Genomic DNA, 14,178 nt, shown 5'->3' on the forward strand with positions numbered 1-14,178 from the left:
ACCTCAAGCTTCATCAAATTGAATGTTCAATAAATCTAAAATACGGGTTAAATCTTTTTGTGACAGGTATTCGATCTCGATTTTTCCTTTGCCTTCTTTTTCGCGGATCTCGACATTCGTGCCAAATTTATCCATCAACCGTTCTTCGCTTTCTCGTAAATAGTACGGTTTTTCTCGAATCAGACGCGGAACTTTTTTCTTTTCGTTTTTCGTGTCGTTCATCTCAGCGACCATTTGTTCTAATTGGCGGACTGTCAGATTTTCTTTGACACAACGATTGGCTAATTTTAAGATCTGTTCTTTATTTTTCAAACCTAATAATGTCCGGGCTTGTCCCATAGACAAACGGTCATCTTGAACCATTTCTTTGACGAGTTTCGGCAAGGACAGCAACCGCAAATAATTGGCGATATACGGGCGGCTTTTCCCTAAGCGTTCAGCGACTTGTGCTTGGGTCAATTTCAAGTTTTTCATCAGCATGTCATAAGCTTCTGCTTCTTCTAAAGGATTCAAATCTTCCCGCTGCAAGTTTTCTAAAACGGCGACTTGCATCATCGCTTCTTCATCAAAATTGCGGATGATGGCTGGGATCGTTTCCTTGCCAGCTAGTTTGGACGCTCGAAACCGGCGTTCACCCGCAATGATCTCATAGCCTTTGACGGATGATTGCCGCACGATGATCGGTTGAAAGACCCCTGAATGCTGGATCGAATTGGCCAGTTCTTGTAATGAAAGCTCATCAAAGGTTTTTCGCGGTTGATAAGGGTTGGGTCTTAATTCGTTTAAAGGCAGTTCAACGACTTTTTCTGTCTTGATATCGACTTCTTCTAACCCTTGCAGGTCTTGAAACAACGCATCGATTCCACGCCCTAATCCTTTCCCTTTATTCTTCACGGGCTAACACTTCCTTTGCTAACGTCTGATAGACTTCGGCTCCTTTTGAGCGTGGATCATAATCAATGATCGACAATCCATGACTAGGTGCTTCAGACAACCGGATATTCCGCGGAATAATGGTTTCATATACTTTTTCTTGGAAATAGCGGCGGACTTCTTCCACGACTTCCGCGCCTAAGTTCGTACGGGCATCATACATCGTCAGTAAGACCCCTTCGATCTCTAACTCAGGGTTAAAATGTTTTTGTACTAAACGCACGGTATTCAATAGTTGGCTCAGCCCTTCTAATGCATAGTACTCACATTGGACTGGGATCAAAATCGAATCACTGGCGGTAAAGGCATTGATCGTCAAATGACCTAAAGATGGCGGGCAATCGATAAAGATATAATCGTATTGTTCTTTGATTTCATTCAAAGCCGATTTCAATCGAGATTCCCGTGCCATCATGGAGGTCAATTCAATTTCCGCACCAGCTAATTGGATCGTCGCTGGAACGATATCCAAGTTTTCCCGACTGCTAGGTAAAATCGCTTCAACGATCGGTGTTTCATTGACTAATACATCATAGATGTCTTGTTCCACATCTGGTTTGCGAATGCCGACACCGCTTGTGGCGTTGCCTTGGGCATCAATATCTACGAGTAACACTTTTTTGCCGACAAATGCTAAGGACGCACCTAGGTTCACCGTTGTGGTGGTTTTGCCTACGCCGCCTTTTTGGTTTGCAACAGAAATAATACGGGCCATTGATTTTCCTCCTATTTGATTGGTTGTTTCGCTGGCATTCCCGGTTTGCGGGGGTATTTCTTTGGCGTTTCTTTTTTCTTTTGAATGATCAAAAGATGGCGTTCATCGCCGCTGACCGGTAAGGTAAAGCTTTTTTCTTCAATAAATTTGCCGCCTAAGAGTGAGATGGCTGGTTTGGCTTCAACCAGTTCTTCCTCGCTTTTGGCAGCTTTGAGCGCATAAAAATAGCCTGCTTTTTTCACCAATGGCACACAGAGTTCCGTTAACACATTCAAACGGGCAACCGCACGAGCAGTCACATAATCGAATTGCCCACGAAATTGCGGGTTTTGACCAAATGTTTCTGCACGGTCATGGTACAAGTGGACATTTTCCAATTGTAGATCCGTCACAAGGGTTTGTAAAAAGGTGATGCGCTTATTTAAAGAGTCGACGATCGTCACTTCTAATTCAGGAAACACGATTTTTAGTGGAATACTTGGAAAGCCAGCACCTGAACCGACATCACACAAATGACTTTGCGGGTCAAAGGCGGTTTCAAAAGCTAAGGAAACAGAATCGTAGAAATGCTTCAAATACACTTCTGATTTTTCCGTGATTGCGGTTAGATTCATCTTCTGATTCCATTCGACTAAACGCTCGAAATAGACAGCGAATTTTTCCATTTGTTCTTCGGTTAAAACGATCCCGTTTTTGCGTAATTCTTCATGAAATTCTTCAGGTAGCATAACGAATCCTTTCTATTTTGTGAAACAGAAAAATGTTTCACAGACTAGTTCCTACTTTAACGCAAAAAGCAATGTGATGCAATAGCCAGACATTGCTTTCTAGGAGAATTTACCATTTTTTAACTGGGGCTTTAAGGTTGGTTTAAGGCAGAGGAATTATACTCATTTCAATCCAAAAAACTTTTTTCATTTTTCCTTGACCAGCGAGGCTGCCAACCCTTCTGGTCAGCTTTTTTCTCAAAGAAACAAGCATTGATCACAGGATCAATGCTTGTTTTTGTTTCATATGAAACTTTTTTATTTCACCCGAGGCTCGTTGTATTCTTCGATACGATCAGACGCGCGGGAAGCCGCATGTTTGGCTTTGTTAGTTTGACGTGAAGCAAAGTCGCCGGTTTTAGATGCAGCTGACGATACTTTGTCTTGAACCGTTTCTTGTTCCTCTTCGTATTCAGCGATCGTTTTTACATCTACAACATTGATGTTGACTTCGATGACTTCTAATTGGGTCATTGTTGTTACTTCTTTTTGGATGACTTCTTTGACTTGGTCAGCGATTTCTGGGATGTTGCGGTCGTATTCAACCACGATATCTAAATCAACGGCTACTTGTTTTTTCCCTACTTCGGTATTGATACCCGCAGTCACATTGTCTGTATTGACTAATTTTTCCGCAATGTTAGAGAAGAAACCACCATCGACCGTCAACAGACCATCCACGTGTTCTAATGCGATCCCGATGATTTTTTGGATCACTTTGTCATCATAGGTCAATGAACCATGAACAGGTGCGTCGCCAGTTGGTCCTTCAAAATCGTTGTGACCAGGTTTTGGCGGTGCTGGATGATGTCCTGCTGGATTTGGATTTCCTGGTGCTGGATGATCCCCTGGTTTTGGTCCGTTTTGTTGTCCTGCTACTGCTTTTTCAGCATTTGGTACCACTGGATCTGGTGCTTCAGTCATCGGAATCGCATTTTCATTTGCTTGATGATTGGTGTTAGGAACCACTGGATCTGGATGTGCGCTGACTTTTTTATCATTGTTTAATTCGTTTTTATCGTTATTCATTAAAAATTCCTCCTATTAAAATGCGTTATTGTTGGTTAAAAAATTCGTCGATGATACCGGTACGTTGGAGATACAATCCTAACGCAAAACCCAAACCTGTTAGGAGTAAAATCAGCAATGTTTTGAAAAAACCGATCGTTACAAACAACACAGCCAGAACAAGGCCGATTGCTCCAAAAATCAATGGGATTTTGTATTGTTGTAGTTCGTTCATCATAGCCCTCCTATTCTACTCGCGGGTTTTCCGGAGTCTCATTTTGTTCAAAATTCGCGTAGTTGACTTCGACTTTGACTTTCTCACTTGAACCAAGCACTCGTTGGACATCTTGTTGGATTTCCGCCATTAAGTTTTCGGTTTTGCCGACTAAGGCAGACGTCCGTTTCAAGCGTCCTTTGATTTTAATCAAAATTCGATTTTTGGTCGCCTTGACATGAACTTTTGGTCCTTCAACAAATTCTTTTTCATTTACTTTCGTACGTACAAGTCCTTCGATTGCTTTCTTATCGATCGTCAATGCGCCCTTATCCTCTTTCAAAACAAAGGTCGTTTTGGTTTTTGGATAAAAAAGCACGACTAAGATCACGATCAAGAATAAGGCGATCAAGACAACAGCTACCCAAAACATATATTGACGCATAAACAAGTTGTCAAAGAAATACGTGACGACATTGCCTCTGCTGTCCAAACCAAATGGCAGCTGCATATAAGGATTACTCATTAATACGATTGGTAATAAGACAGTGATAAAGATCAACGAAACGATGATTGATACGATTTTCCACCCTTTACTCATAGGACACCTCCTCCTTTTTCTCCAATTTTCGATAAGCTTACAAGTTGATGGCTTCTCCGCCGGTAACACCATAAATCTGTGCTGTCACATAGCTAGCTTTATTCGAAGCTAAAAAGACATAGACGGGTGCTAGCTCAGCTGGTTGTCCTGCCCGCTCAAGTAACGCTTGCTGACCAAATTCAGGCAGCTGGTCTTGCGGTTGACCATGATCTAACTGTAATGGTGTCCAGATCGGTCCTGGGGCTACCCCATTGACGCGAATTCCTTTTTCAGCAAATTGTTTCGCCAAGCTGACTGTAAAACTGGCGATCGCCGATTTGGTTGCCGCATAATCCATTAAATGGGCACTTGGACTAAAGGCTTGGACAGAAGTCGTTGTCACGATCGCTCCTCCAGCCGGTAAGTGCGGCTCAGCAGCTTTGACTAATGCAAACATGGAGATAATGTTTACCATAAAGGTATCTTTCACTTGTTCAATCGGTAATTCTGCAATCGATGGCCGCGTGATTTGCTGTGCTGCGTTCAATACTAATGTATCTAACCCACCTAATGCTGCCACCGCTTTGTCAACGATCTCTTGTGGTGCCGCTTCGTCTCGCAGGTCATAGGGTAGCAAGATCACTTTGCGCCCAGCTTCTTTGATGTACCCTGCAACTTCTTCGGCATCTTCTTCTTCTCCTGGGAAAAAGTGTAGGGCAATGTCTGCTCCTTCACGGGCAAAGGCAATCGCTGCTGCTCGTCCGATCCCAGAATCCCCACCGGTGATCAGTACACGCCGGTTTTCTAACTGCTGACTTCCCTCATAAGATTCTTCACCACAATCAGGTTTTGGTCGCATTTCTTCTTGTAAAGCAGGCGTATCTTGTTCCTGTTTGCTGTATTTACCCGTGTGATAAAGTTCCCGTGGATCAGTCAAAATAGGTTCACTCATTCTTACGTCCTCCTTTTCTCTATAATAAAATTCTAAACCATTCATTTTTTTTTGGGAAATATAACGCTTTGTTAACAAAAATAAATCATCGTTTATTAGAAAATGAAAAAAGAAAGTGCCCCCATTTTTGACCAGAAATCAAATAATTTCCCTTTTTTTTAGAAGGGGGTAAACTAATAAGTAGCAACTGGTAGTACCTGTAAAAGGGAACCCCTAAGAAAATGACCTTGGATCAAGAAAAAGGAGGAAACAAAGAATGCCTTGGAATATCCGTGATTATCCTGCGTCAATGAAGAATCTAGACCCCTTAGTTCGTAAAAAAGCGATCGATATCGCCAATGCCCTGCTAGCCGATGGCTATTCTGATGATCGGGCGATCCCGATCGCCACGAGTCAAGCAGAAAAATGGTATGACAATGCAGATGAAGAGGAGAAAAAAGCTTTTCAGAAAGAGAAAAATCCGCAAAAAGACGACGCCCATCAAACCAATAAGAATGCGGAAAAATTAATGGATGCGGATGTAGAAGTTGTGTATGAAGACGACCAATGGCAAGTCCGTTCCAAAGGGGCGAAACGTGTCAGTGATCATTTCGACAAGAAGGCAGATGCCATCGCCCGTGCCAAAGAAATCGCCGAAAACAAAGAATCCGTGGTGAACGTTTATAAAAAAGACGGCGACCATCAAAAGGATATTGATTTGAGAGAATAAAATTGGCTGCAAAAAAGCAGAAGGAGGTCTTACCTTTGTCGTTTTAGTTGCGCAAAACGTTGCCTACTCTTTCGCTTTTTTGTTTCCTTTCACAGCTAGGTTTGATTAAAACTAAAGCAACCGCTTCTTTGACGTTTCTTTTAAAAAGCAGTGGTTCGTTGTCAGAAACCTAAAAAACGAAGACCTTTTGAATGAACCATCACTTTTAAAATTTCTCGACATCCTAAAAAATAATCCTATGAAATGCTGATCTAGCAACAATTGTGAACCATCCGTTACCTATGTAAACTAGCTTGTGCTTTCTTTAACTAAATAAACCTTGTATACTTGAATTATTAAAAGTACAAGGAGTGGTGTTTGTGAAAAAATTATTTTTTGTGCCGTTTATTTTTATTTGTTTCCTCTTTGCTCTCCCAGCTGCCGCCCAGACAGTGGAAGAACCTGAACTCGTTTATGACTTAGCATCAGATAGTCCCTATGAGCAGCTGATCACGGTAGATGAAGAAGGCAACGAGGTGATTTTGACCATTGAAAAATTGCCGTCATTCCGAGCAAATCTGGCAGCGGGAACGTATCGTGTGTCAAAAACATCCGCAGGTAATTGGACCGCTAGTTATAATGTAACGGTCAATAGCCGCAATCAATTTACAGGCACTTCGAATTTAAGTTTAGTTGCTCACAGAGGAAGTATCACTTCTAGTTCATTAACTCACACGTCCACCAAAGCCACCTGTACGTTTAAGCAAAAAGCAGGTATAATCACTACCAATGGGAGTGTCGTAACCACGATCTCAAATGGGAAGCTAGTTGTTAAATAGCAGATAGGAGCATACATTGGCTTTAGCAGAACAATTAAAAAGCTGTCGCGAGTCTTCAGGATTGTCGCAAACAGCAGTCGCAGAAAAATTACAGATTTCACGCCAGTCGATTTCAAAATGGGAAAATGGGCGCGGCTATCCAGATATTGAGAATTTGATTTTGTTGAGCGATCTCTACCAAGTCTCGATCGATGAGCTTTTACGTGAGAACGAAGCCTTAAAAGAGCGGATCGAAACCAACAATCAAGAAATCAACGACAAGAAAGAAAAATTGTCGTTACTCCAAAGAACGATGGCAGCAGATAAAGATGAAAGTCTGCTCTTGCTACTGTTAGCTGGAATCGGCTCCTTTCTTTTTCCTTTAGGACTGATCTTAGATGGCTTTGTTTTATGGCGTAACAAAAAAGCCAATAATTTTTATGTATTGATCTATATCGTCTGTGCCTTCTCGATTTTCTTGAATTTGTACGATGGCTATGTCCATCTCAGCAACATCATGAATTGGGGAACCACTACGATTGAAAAAGTGGAATAACTCAATTATTAAGACAAAAAGCCCGCTGCGAATTGTTTTCGCAGCGGGCTTTTGACACTCTATTTACCATTTATAAATTGGTTTTTCAAAGAATATTAACCGTCTTTAGTTAACCTTGGCAATCTTCCCTTGCTCGATATACACCATCAAAATACTGATATCAGCTGGGTTTACTCCGCTGATACGGCTCGCTTGGGCGATGGTTTCGGGTTGGATTTTTTGCAGTTTTTGTTTGGCTTCTGTTGCCAAGCCATTGATAGCGGCATAGTCGATGTTTTCAGGAATGCGTTTGGCTTCCATCCGTTTGAGTTTCTCCACTTTTTCGAGAGCTTTTTTGATATAGCCTTCGTATTTGATTTGGATCTCGACTTGTTCGATCTCTTTTGGCTTCAATGCTTCATTGGCTTCGATAAATTGTAGCATTTCGGCATACGTCACTTCAGGCCGACGCAAGAATTCATTTGCTAAAACGCCATCTTTCAAGGTAGCCGTCCCTTTAGCAGTCAAATACGCTTGTACTTCTGGCATTGGTTTGATGCGGATCTTAGATAAACGTTTAATTTCTGCTTCAACAGCTTCTTTTTTCGCTACATACGCTTCGTATTGTGCTTCTGGGACGAGCCCGATTTGATGTCCCACTTCGGTCAAACGCAGATCCGCATTATCATGACGCAGCAATAAGCGGTATTCGGCACGAGAGGTCAATAAGCGGTAAGGTTCATTGGTTCCTTTGGTCACCAAATCATCGATCATCACACCGATATAACCGTCGCTGCGTTTCATAATGAAGGGTTCTTTGCCTTGAATTTTCAAAGCAGCATTGATGCCTGCGATCAAGCCTTGACCGGCCGCTTCTTCATAGCCGCTGGTTCCGTTGGTTTGTCCTGCCGTAAAGAGGTTTTCGATGACTTTGGTTTCTAATGTTGGACGCAATTGATGAGGCACCACGACATCATATTCAATGGCGTAGCCCGTCCGCATCATTTCCGCTTTTTCTAAACCTGCGATGGAATGCAGCATTTGAACTTGGACATCTTCTGGCATAGAAGTAGAAAACCCTTGAACATACACTTCTTCGGTGTTCAACCCTTCTGGTTCCAAGAACAGTTGGTGACGAGATTTGTCTGCAAAACGCACGATTTTGTCTTCGATAGATGGGCAATAACGGGCGCCTACTCCTTCGACGATCCCTGTAAACATCGGCGCCCGGTGTAAATTCTGGTTGATGATTTGGTGCGTCCCTTCGTTCGTATAGGTCAACCAGCAAGGTTCTTGGTTTTGATTGTAGGCTTCATCGGGTGTGCTGTAACTAAAGTGATTCGGTTGTTCATCGCCAGGCTGGATCTCCGTTACCTCATAGTTGATGGTGCTGGATTTCACCCGCGGTGGTGTACCCGTTTTAAAACGAGCGATCTCTAGGCCAAGCTCTTTCAAATGATCGGCTAGTCCAATCGATGGCTGGGAGTTGTTTGGTCCAGAAGAATACTTCAACTCTCCAATGATGATCTCTCCTCGCAACGCTGTTCCCGCAGTGATCACTACAGCTTGGGCTTGGTAACGAGCGCCTGTAGAGGTCACGACGCCACGGCATTCGCCTTCTTCAACGATCAGCTTTTCAACGATTCCTTGGCGCAGTGTCAGATTGGCTTCTTTTTCGATCGTTCGTTTCATTTCAGCCGCATAGGCATGTTTATCGGCTTGCGCCCGCAAGGCCCGCACAGCGGGACCTTTTCCTGTATTGAGCATCCGCATTTGGATGTAGGTTTTGTCGATATTTTTGCCCATTTCTCCGCCTAAAGCATCGATTTCGCGCACCACGACGCCTTTTGCTGGTCCGCCGACGGAGGGATTACAAGGCATGAATGCGACCATGTCTAAGTTGATGGTCAGCAAGAGGGTTTTTGCTCCCATTCGGCTGGCTGCCAAGGCAGCTTCTGATCCGGCATGGCCGGCACCAACAACGATCACGTCATAACTTTCTGCTTGATATTCTTGCATGGTGTTCTCCTTTTTGCGCCAGTGGCGCATTCTTTATTTTCCTAAACAAAACTGACTGAACAATTGGGTGATCAACTCATCTTGGACACTGTCGCCGACAACTTCTCCTAGATAGTCCCAGCAGCGTGTCATATCGATTTGAACCAAGTCGACAGGCATTCCTGCTTCGATCCCTTGGATGACCTCAGACAACGACTGAACGGCATTTTCTAATAAGGCAATGTGGCGAGTGTTAGAAAGATAGGAAGCATCCTTATCAGTGGTCTTGCCCCCAAAAAATAGATCGGCAATGGCTTGTTCCAGTTGATCCAAGCCTTCACTCGTCAACACAGAGACAGAAAAAATCGGTTCATCTGCTGCGTACTGTGCTAGCTTAGCGGGTGCTAATTTTGGCTCAAGGTCGGTCTTATTCAATAAGATGATCCGACGGCTGCCAGCAGTCAGCTCCAGCAATTGTTTGTCTTCCTGGGTCAATCCTTCGCTTTGGTTGAGAACCAGCAAAATCAACTCCGCTTCTGCCAGTGCTTTGCGGCTGCGTTCGACCCCGATTTTCTCAACGACATCTTCTGTTTCGCGGATACCAGCCGTATCGATCAGTTTCAACGGTACCCCGCGAACATTGACATACTCTTCAATGACATCTCGAGTCGTACCAGCAATGTCTGTCACGATGGCTTTTTCTTCCCTTAATAAATGGTTCAATAAGCTGGATTTACCGACATTCGGCCGACCGATGATCGCGGTACTCAAACCTTCTCGCAAAATTTTTCCTTGTTGGGCAGTCGCTAATAAGGCTTGGATCTGCCCTTTGACCATCGTGGCTTTTTCTAGCAATAAGCGGGTCGTCAATTCTTCCACATCATCGTATTCAGGGTAATCGATATTCACTTCAACTTGCGCCAGCGTCTCTAAGATCTCTTGGCGTAAGGTCCGAATCAAGTGGGAAAGATTGCCATCCAGCTGATTGACTGCGAGATTCATCGCCTTATCGGTCTTGGCACGAATCAGGTCCATCACCGCCTCGGCTTGAGAAAGGTCAACCCGTCCGTTTAAAAAGGCCCGCTTGGTGAATTCTCCCGGCTCAGCCAACCGTGCGCCTTGTCGTAAAACCAGCTGCAAGAGTTGATTGACGACAACGATCCCGCCGTGGCAGTTGATCTCGACGACATCTTCTCGGGTAAAGGTCCGTGGCTTTTTCATCACTGATAGCATCACTTCATCCATCAAACGGTTTTCTTCTGGGTCCACGATATGACCATAATGGATCGTATGACTAGGGACTTGGGCGAGGGTTTTAGTGCCTGCTTGAAAAATCCGATCCGCAATTGCGATCGCTTCTTCCCCGCTTAATCGCACAATACTGATGGCCCCTTCGCCTGGCGGGGTGGAAATCGCGGCAATCGTATCAAATTCTTGCGTTATATTCGCCATGTTGCTTGCTCCTCCTATTTTTTCACATAAAAAAAGTGCCCACTCCACCCGTCAAATTGATTGAAAATCAATAAAAACGAGTAGACTTAGCACTTTGACTGCTTGTCAATTAAATTCTGGAAATAGATTAGCACATTTTTGCGTGAGTCGCAAGCTTCCTTCAAAAACTTTTAAATTTTGCATCTGTCCGCAAAAACCTTTAAAATAAAAGCAAAGAATAAGAAAAGAGGGATCTATTATGGAAACCATCAAATCATCAAACAGCGCTGCTCGCATTAAAGAAATCATTTTATCGACAGGAAACGTGAATCGGCCTTACGTCGTGCGGGATATCGTCTTTGCGGCAGACAAAATCGAAGTAGATCTATTTGATACATCTGTGAATTTGAACGATCTGTTGGCAGATGTGACCTATCGCTTAAAAGAAACCGCCCACAGCTACGGAGCGAATGCAGTGATCAACTGTCATTTCGAACATGACCGCATCGTCGAAGGCGACAAAACCTACCTTGAGATCTTTGCCTATGGTACAGTGGTTCAATTTACTCAATCAACCATCGGCGGCTAATTGCCTCTATCATCAAAGAAAAATACAAAAAAGAGTCCGCGGCATACGGACTCTTTTTTGATACCAAAGGCTGACCTACGTAACGTATGTTGACTTTGATAAGAATGATTTCTAGTCAAGGATACTTGGTTTTAAATTTGTTGTCAATCGCTTTTTCCCATCAAAAAAGGGAAAGGCTTGTCAGACCGCCTTTCCCTTTTTCATTAAATTCGTTTGTCCGCAGGTTCCACTACTAAGTAGCGATACGGTTCATCCCCTTCAGAATGAGTGTGAACATACGCATCTTTACTCAAAACTGAATGGATCTGCTTTCTTTCAAACGCCGGCATCGGTTCTAAAAAGACTGGGCGGCCTGTACGTTTGACTTTTTCAGCAGTACGGCTAGCCAAACGTTCTAAGATCGCTTGACGTTTTTCACGGTAATCTCCGACATTCACTACAATCGACAATTTGTTTTTCGCGATGCGGTGAATATACACTTGCGCCAAATATTGCAGTGCATTCAAGGTTTTGCCGTGCTTCCCAATCAAAATGCCTTGTTTTTGCGTTTCTAAATGAAAGACGATCACGCCGTCTTGACGAGCGGTTTTTACTAAGGCGGGTGCATTCAATGCTTTTGAAATATTTGTCAGATAGAGTCCCAGCTGAGCCAGCGCTTCCTCATCTGAAAGATCCGTCAGCAAAACAGGTTCGCTCGCTGCTGCTTCCATCACACTGCTTGCATCCTCTGTCGTCACAGGATCTGGTTCTACCAGCGGTTTTGCTGGTACTTCTTCAACGGGTGCCGGTTCTTCAACGATTCGTTTTTCAATGGAGACCCGTGCTTGTTTTTTTCCTAGACCCAAGAAGCCTTTTTTTCCTTCATCCAGGACTTCGATTATTGCTTGATCTTTGGTGATACCAAGGACTTGCAATCCCTCTTGAATTGCTTCATCTACTGTCAGATTTTCATAAATCGGCATTGCAGTGCAACCTCCTCTTATTTTTTCCGTTTCTTTTTAGGACTCATTGCTTTTTTCAGCGCACGTTCACGCTCGCGTTCTTTGCGGGCAGCTTCTTCTCTTTCTTGGCGAATCTTGAATGGGTTATTTAAGATCATTGTTTGCACAACTTGGAATGCATTGGAAACGACCCAGTACAAGGAAAGACCGCTGGCAATGTTGATCCCCATCAGTAAGATCATCATTGGCATAGCGAAATTCATGATTTTCAGACTCGCATTTGATTCCACTTGGCTCATACTTGATAAGTAGGTACTTGCAAAAGTAAAGAGCGCCGCTAAAATCGGCAAGATGAAGTATGGGTCACGATCACCCAGCTGCAGCCATAAGAATTTTCCTTCTTGCAGAGCAGGAACCCGTGAGATCGATTGCCACAAGGCCATCAAAATCGGCATTTGTACCAATAATGGTAGACAGCCGGCATAGGGATTGACATTGTTTTCCGCATACAAGCGTTGTGTTTCTTCTTTTAACTTGCTTTGTGTTTCCGTATCTTTTGACGCATATTGCTGTTGCAGCGCTTTTAACTTCGGTTGTAATTCTTGCGTTTTGCGCATGCTTTTGGTTTGAAAGTGCATCAACGGCATCAAAATGACCCGAATGATCAATGTAAAGAGGATGATCCCGATCCCGGCATTGCCGAAGGAGAGGGCTTTGATCGCCTCTGCAAAATAATAAACGATGTAACGGTCCCATAGACCAGTACTTTGTGCATTTACTTCACCTGTTGCACCGCAGGCAGATAAGACAACTACTAATGAGAGGACTCCCAAAAATAGTAAGACGCGTTTCCCTTTTTTCACGTAACTAATTCCTTTCCATTAATGAATAATTTTGGCAAGTTTTAAGACATGCTCTAAATTCGAGTAGATTTCCTTTGAGGAACAAGTGGCGATACTTGGACGGGCGATCACGATGAAATCGACCGCTGGTTCGATTCGCGGCTTCATTTCCGTTAAACTTGCACGGATCTTGCGCTTGATCTCATTTCGCTTCACTGCATTACCGACTTTTTTCCCTACAGATAAACCAACTCGAAAATGTGATTGCTCTTTAGGTAAGACATACACCACGAACTTCCGATTTGCAAAAGAATTTCCTGCCTGAAAAACTTTTTGAAAATCTTGCTCTGTTTTTACTCGATAGGATTTTCTCATCTTCGGTTCCTTCACTTCTTTCAATTAAGCTTCGCGAAACGGATTGAATCCGTAACCACTCACCTGTCAATAATACCATATTTGCCAAAAGTCAGACACTATATTCCGCAAAAACGGCATAAAAAAAAACCACTGGCATTCAGTGGCTTACGCAGAAATAACCTTTCTGCCTTTACGACGACGGCTAGCTAAAACACGACGTCCATTTTTTGTACTCATACGTTTACGGAATCCGTGAACTTTTTGACGTTTACGTTTATTTGGTTGATACGTTCTTTTCATTTATTTCCACCTCCATCAGGATAATGCTTATGCGCACAGACATACTTTGATAGTATAACGAGTCAAGTACTAGTTTGTCAATAAGAAGTTTGCTCAAAATCAGGCATTCTTTATCCACAATCCCTTTGATTTGTGTGGGTTTGCTGTTTATAGCCAATTTTTGTGGATAACTTTTTCCCCAGAGTTATTTTGGCTTTTTCCACAAACAAACAGCCTGTAGAAAAGTTTTCCACAATCACTTTTTTAACTGTTGATAACTACCCCGAAACCTAGTGTTGTCAAGGTGTGATCTTCACATCGATCTGTGGATAAAGGAGATTGTTTTACAGTTATGCACATTCTTTTTCTACCTGTGGATAGTCGGATTTCGAACATGTGCATTTCCATTTTTCTTTTATCCCGTTTTGTGGAAAAGTATTTTTTTCTAACCTTTTTTATCGTAATCTGTGGAAAACTTTTTCAATCCGTGCTATTTTAGTTATATCTATTCTTAGTTATAGGAGGACAATT

Annotated in this window: 17 protein-coding genes; 4 read left to right on the plus strand and 13 right to left on the minus strand. The window is 43.1% G+C overall.

The features are described from left to right. Positions 1 to 3 precede the first annotated feature (3 nt). From QN079_RS16500 to QN079_RS16530, 7 genes are all read right to left on the minus strand, one after another. On the minus strand, positions 4 to 894 hold the full coding sequence (locus QN079_RS16500) for a ParB/RepB/Spo0J family partition protein (RefSeq protein ID WP_005226254.1): 891 nt from the start codon (positions 892 to 894) through the stop codon (positions 4 to 6). Further along, entirely contained in the window at positions 884 to 1,648 is a 765-nt protein-coding gene (locus tag QN079_RS16505) for a ParA family protein (protein ID WP_005226255.1), read from the minus strand. The genes QN079_RS16500 and QN079_RS16505 overlap by 11 nt, the downstream gene beginning before the upstream one ends. A gap of 11 nt (positions 1,649 to 1,659) precedes the next feature. Further along, on the minus strand, positions 1,660 to 2,376 hold the full coding sequence (gene rsmG, locus QN079_RS16510) for a 16S rRNA (guanine(527)-N(7))-methyltransferase RsmG (protein WP_005226256.1): 717 nt from the start codon (positions 2,374 to 2,376) through the stop codon (positions 1,660 to 1,662). A 297-nt stretch (positions 2,377 to 2,673) separates the two neighbouring features. After that, positions 2,674 to 3,444, minus strand: coding sequence for an Asp23/Gls24 family envelope stress response protein (locus QN079_RS16515; RefSeq protein ID WP_010748461.1), 771 nt, complete (start codon positions 3,442 to 3,444; stop codon positions 2,674 to 2,676). Between the two features lie 25 nt (positions 3,445 to 3,469). Then, the gene (locus QN079_RS16520) at positions 3,470 to 3,661 is read right to left on the minus strand and encodes a DUF2273 domain-containing protein (protein WP_005226258.1); all 192 of its coding nucleotides are present in this window, start codon (positions 3,659 to 3,661) and stop codon (positions 3,470 to 3,472) included. A gap of 7 nt (positions 3,662 to 3,668) precedes the next feature. Continuing rightward, positions 3,669 to 4,238: an alkaline shock response membrane anchor protein AmaP gene (gene amaP, locus QN079_RS16525; protein ID WP_005226259.1), complete on the minus strand. Its 570-nt coding sequence runs from the start codon at positions 4,236 to 4,238 to the stop codon at positions 3,669 to 3,671. A 37-nt stretch (positions 4,239 to 4,275) separates the two neighbouring features. After that, a complete protein-coding gene (locus tag QN079_RS16530; RefSeq protein WP_005226260.1) occupies positions 4,276 to 5,169 on the minus strand; it encodes an SDR family oxidoreductase in 894 nt (297 codons plus the stop codon). Positions 5,170 to 5,425: 256 nt separating this feature from the next. Here QN079_RS16530 and QN079_RS16535 point away from each other — a divergent pair, with 256 nt between their 5' ends. From QN079_RS16535 to QN079_RS16545, 3 genes are all read left to right on the plus strand, one after another. After that, positions 5,426 to 5,878 carry a DUF2188 domain-containing protein gene (locus tag QN079_RS16535; protein ID WP_289230169.1) on the plus strand — a complete coding sequence of 151 codons (453 nt, stop codon included), beginning with the start codon at positions 5,426 to 5,428 and terminating at the stop codon, positions 5,876 to 5,878. 350 nt (positions 5,879 to 6,228) lie between these two features. Next, positions 6,229 to 6,696: a DUF5626 family protein gene (locus QN079_RS16540; RefSeq protein ID WP_081117589.1), complete on the plus strand. Its 468-nt coding sequence runs from the start codon at positions 6,229 to 6,231 to the stop codon at positions 6,694 to 6,696. Positions 6,697 to 6,712: 16 nt separating this feature from the next. Further along, the gene (locus QN079_RS16545) at positions 6,713 to 7,231 is read left to right on the plus strand and encodes a helix-turn-helix domain-containing protein (protein WP_005226263.1); all 519 of its coding nucleotides are present in this window, start codon (positions 6,713 to 6,715) and stop codon (positions 7,229 to 7,231) included. A 105-nt stretch (positions 7,232 to 7,336) separates the two neighbouring features. On the opposite strand, the gene mnmG is transcribed toward QN079_RS16545, so the two are convergent. Both mnmG and mnmE read right to left on the minus strand, forming a co-directional pair. Then, a complete protein-coding gene (gene mnmG / locus QN079_RS16550; RefSeq protein WP_289230170.1) occupies positions 7,337 to 9,229 on the minus strand; it encodes a tRNA uridine-5-carboxymethylaminomethyl(34) synthesis enzyme MnmG in 1,893 nt (630 codons plus the stop codon). Positions 9,230 to 9,262: 33 nt separating this feature from the next. Then, on the minus strand, positions 9,263 to 10,660 hold the full coding sequence (mnmE, locus tag QN079_RS16555) for a tRNA uridine-5-carboxymethylaminomethyl(34) synthesis GTPase MnmE (RefSeq protein WP_289230171.1): 1,398 nt from the start codon (positions 10,658 to 10,660) through the stop codon (positions 9,263 to 9,265). 238 nt (positions 10,661 to 10,898) lie between these two features. Here mnmE and QN079_RS16560 point away from each other — a divergent pair, with 238 nt between their 5' ends. After that, entirely contained in the window at positions 10,899 to 11,228 is a 330-nt protein-coding gene (locus QN079_RS16560; protein ID WP_005226284.1) for a heavy metal-binding domain-containing protein, read from the plus strand. A gap of 203 nt (positions 11,229 to 11,431) precedes the next feature. On the opposite strand, the gene jag is transcribed toward QN079_RS16560, so the two are convergent. The 4 genes from jag to rpmH form a co-directional block, all read right to left on the minus strand. After that, positions 11,432 to 12,190: an RNA-binding cell elongation regulator Jag/EloR gene (jag, locus tag QN079_RS16565; RefSeq protein ID WP_289230172.1), complete on the minus strand. Its 759-nt coding sequence runs from the start codon at positions 12,188 to 12,190 to the stop codon at positions 11,432 to 11,434. A gap of 17 nt (positions 12,191 to 12,207) precedes the next feature. Further along, the gene (locus QN079_RS16570; protein WP_010748469.1) at positions 12,208 to 13,032 is read right to left on the minus strand and encodes a YidC/Oxa1 family membrane protein insertase; all 825 of its coding nucleotides are present in this window, start codon (positions 13,030 to 13,032) and stop codon (positions 12,208 to 12,210) included. 18 nt (positions 13,033 to 13,050) lie between these two features. Continuing rightward, complete coding sequence (gene rnpA, locus QN079_RS16575; RefSeq protein WP_015510644.1) at positions 13,051 to 13,386, minus strand: ribonuclease P protein component; 336 nt, start codon at positions 13,384 to 13,386, stop codon at positions 13,051 to 13,053. A gap of 147 nt (positions 13,387 to 13,533) precedes the next feature. Further along, complete coding sequence (gene rpmH / locus QN079_RS16580; RefSeq protein WP_002356012.1) at positions 13,534 to 13,668, minus strand: 50S ribosomal protein L34; 135 nt, start codon at positions 13,666 to 13,668, stop codon at positions 13,534 to 13,536. Positions 13,669 to 14,178: the final 510 nt, after the last annotated feature.

Source organism: Enterococcus sp. FZMF, from assembly GCF_030263915.1.
GTDB classification, from domain to species: Bacteria; Bacillota; Bacilli; order Lactobacillales; family Enterococcaceae; genus Enterococcus_D; species Enterococcus_D casseliflavus.

Excerpts from the sequence above, each read along its gene's own strand:
- QN079_RS16505 (WP_005226255.1), bottom strand. The coding sequence starts at position 1,648 with ATGGCCCGTATTATTTCTGTTGCAAACCAAAAAGGCGGCGTAGGCAAA.
- rsmG (WP_005226256.1), bottom strand. The coding sequence starts at position 2,376 with ATGCTACCTGAAGAATTTCATGAAGAATTACGCAAAAACGGGATCGTT.
- QN079_RS16515 (WP_010748461.1), bottom strand. The coding sequence starts at position 3,444 with ATGAATAACGATAAAAACGAATTAAACAATGATAAAAAAGTCAGCGCA.
- QN079_RS16520 (WP_005226258.1), bottom strand. The coding sequence starts at position 3,661 with ATGATGAACGAACTACAACAATACAAAATCCCATTGATTTTTGGAGCA.
- amaP (WP_005226259.1), bottom strand. The coding sequence starts at position 4,238 with ATGAGTAAAGGGTGGAAAATCGTATCAATCATCGTTTCGTTGATCTTT.
- QN079_RS16530 (WP_005226260.1), bottom strand. The coding sequence starts at position 5,169 with ATGAGTGAACCTATTTTGACTGATCCACGGGAACTTTATCACACGGGT.
- QN079_RS16535 (WP_289230169.1), top strand. The coding sequence starts at position 5,426 with ATGCCTTGGAATATCCGTGATTATCCTGCGTCAATGAAGAATCTAGAC.
- mnmG (WP_289230170.1), bottom strand. The coding sequence starts at position 9,229 with ATGCAAGAATATCAAGCAGAAAGTTATGACGTGATCGTTGTTGGTGCC.
- mnmE (WP_289230171.1), bottom strand. The coding sequence starts at position 10,660 with ATGGCGAATATAACGCAAGAATTTGATACGATTGCCGCGATTTCCACC.
- QN079_RS16560 (WP_005226284.1), top strand. The coding sequence starts at position 10,899 with ATGGAAACCATCAAATCATCAAACAGCGCTGCTCGCATTAAAGAAATC.
- jag (WP_289230172.1), bottom strand. The coding sequence starts at position 12,190 with ATGCCGATTTATGAAAATCTGACAGTAGATGAAGCAATTCAAGAGGGA.
- rnpA (WP_015510644.1), bottom strand. The coding sequence starts at position 13,386 with ATGAGAAAATCCTATCGAGTAAAAACAGAGCAAGATTTTCAAAAAGTT.
- rpmH (WP_002356012.1), bottom strand. The coding sequence starts at position 13,668 with ATGAAAAGAACGTATCAACCAAATAAACGTAAACGTCAAAAAGTTCAC.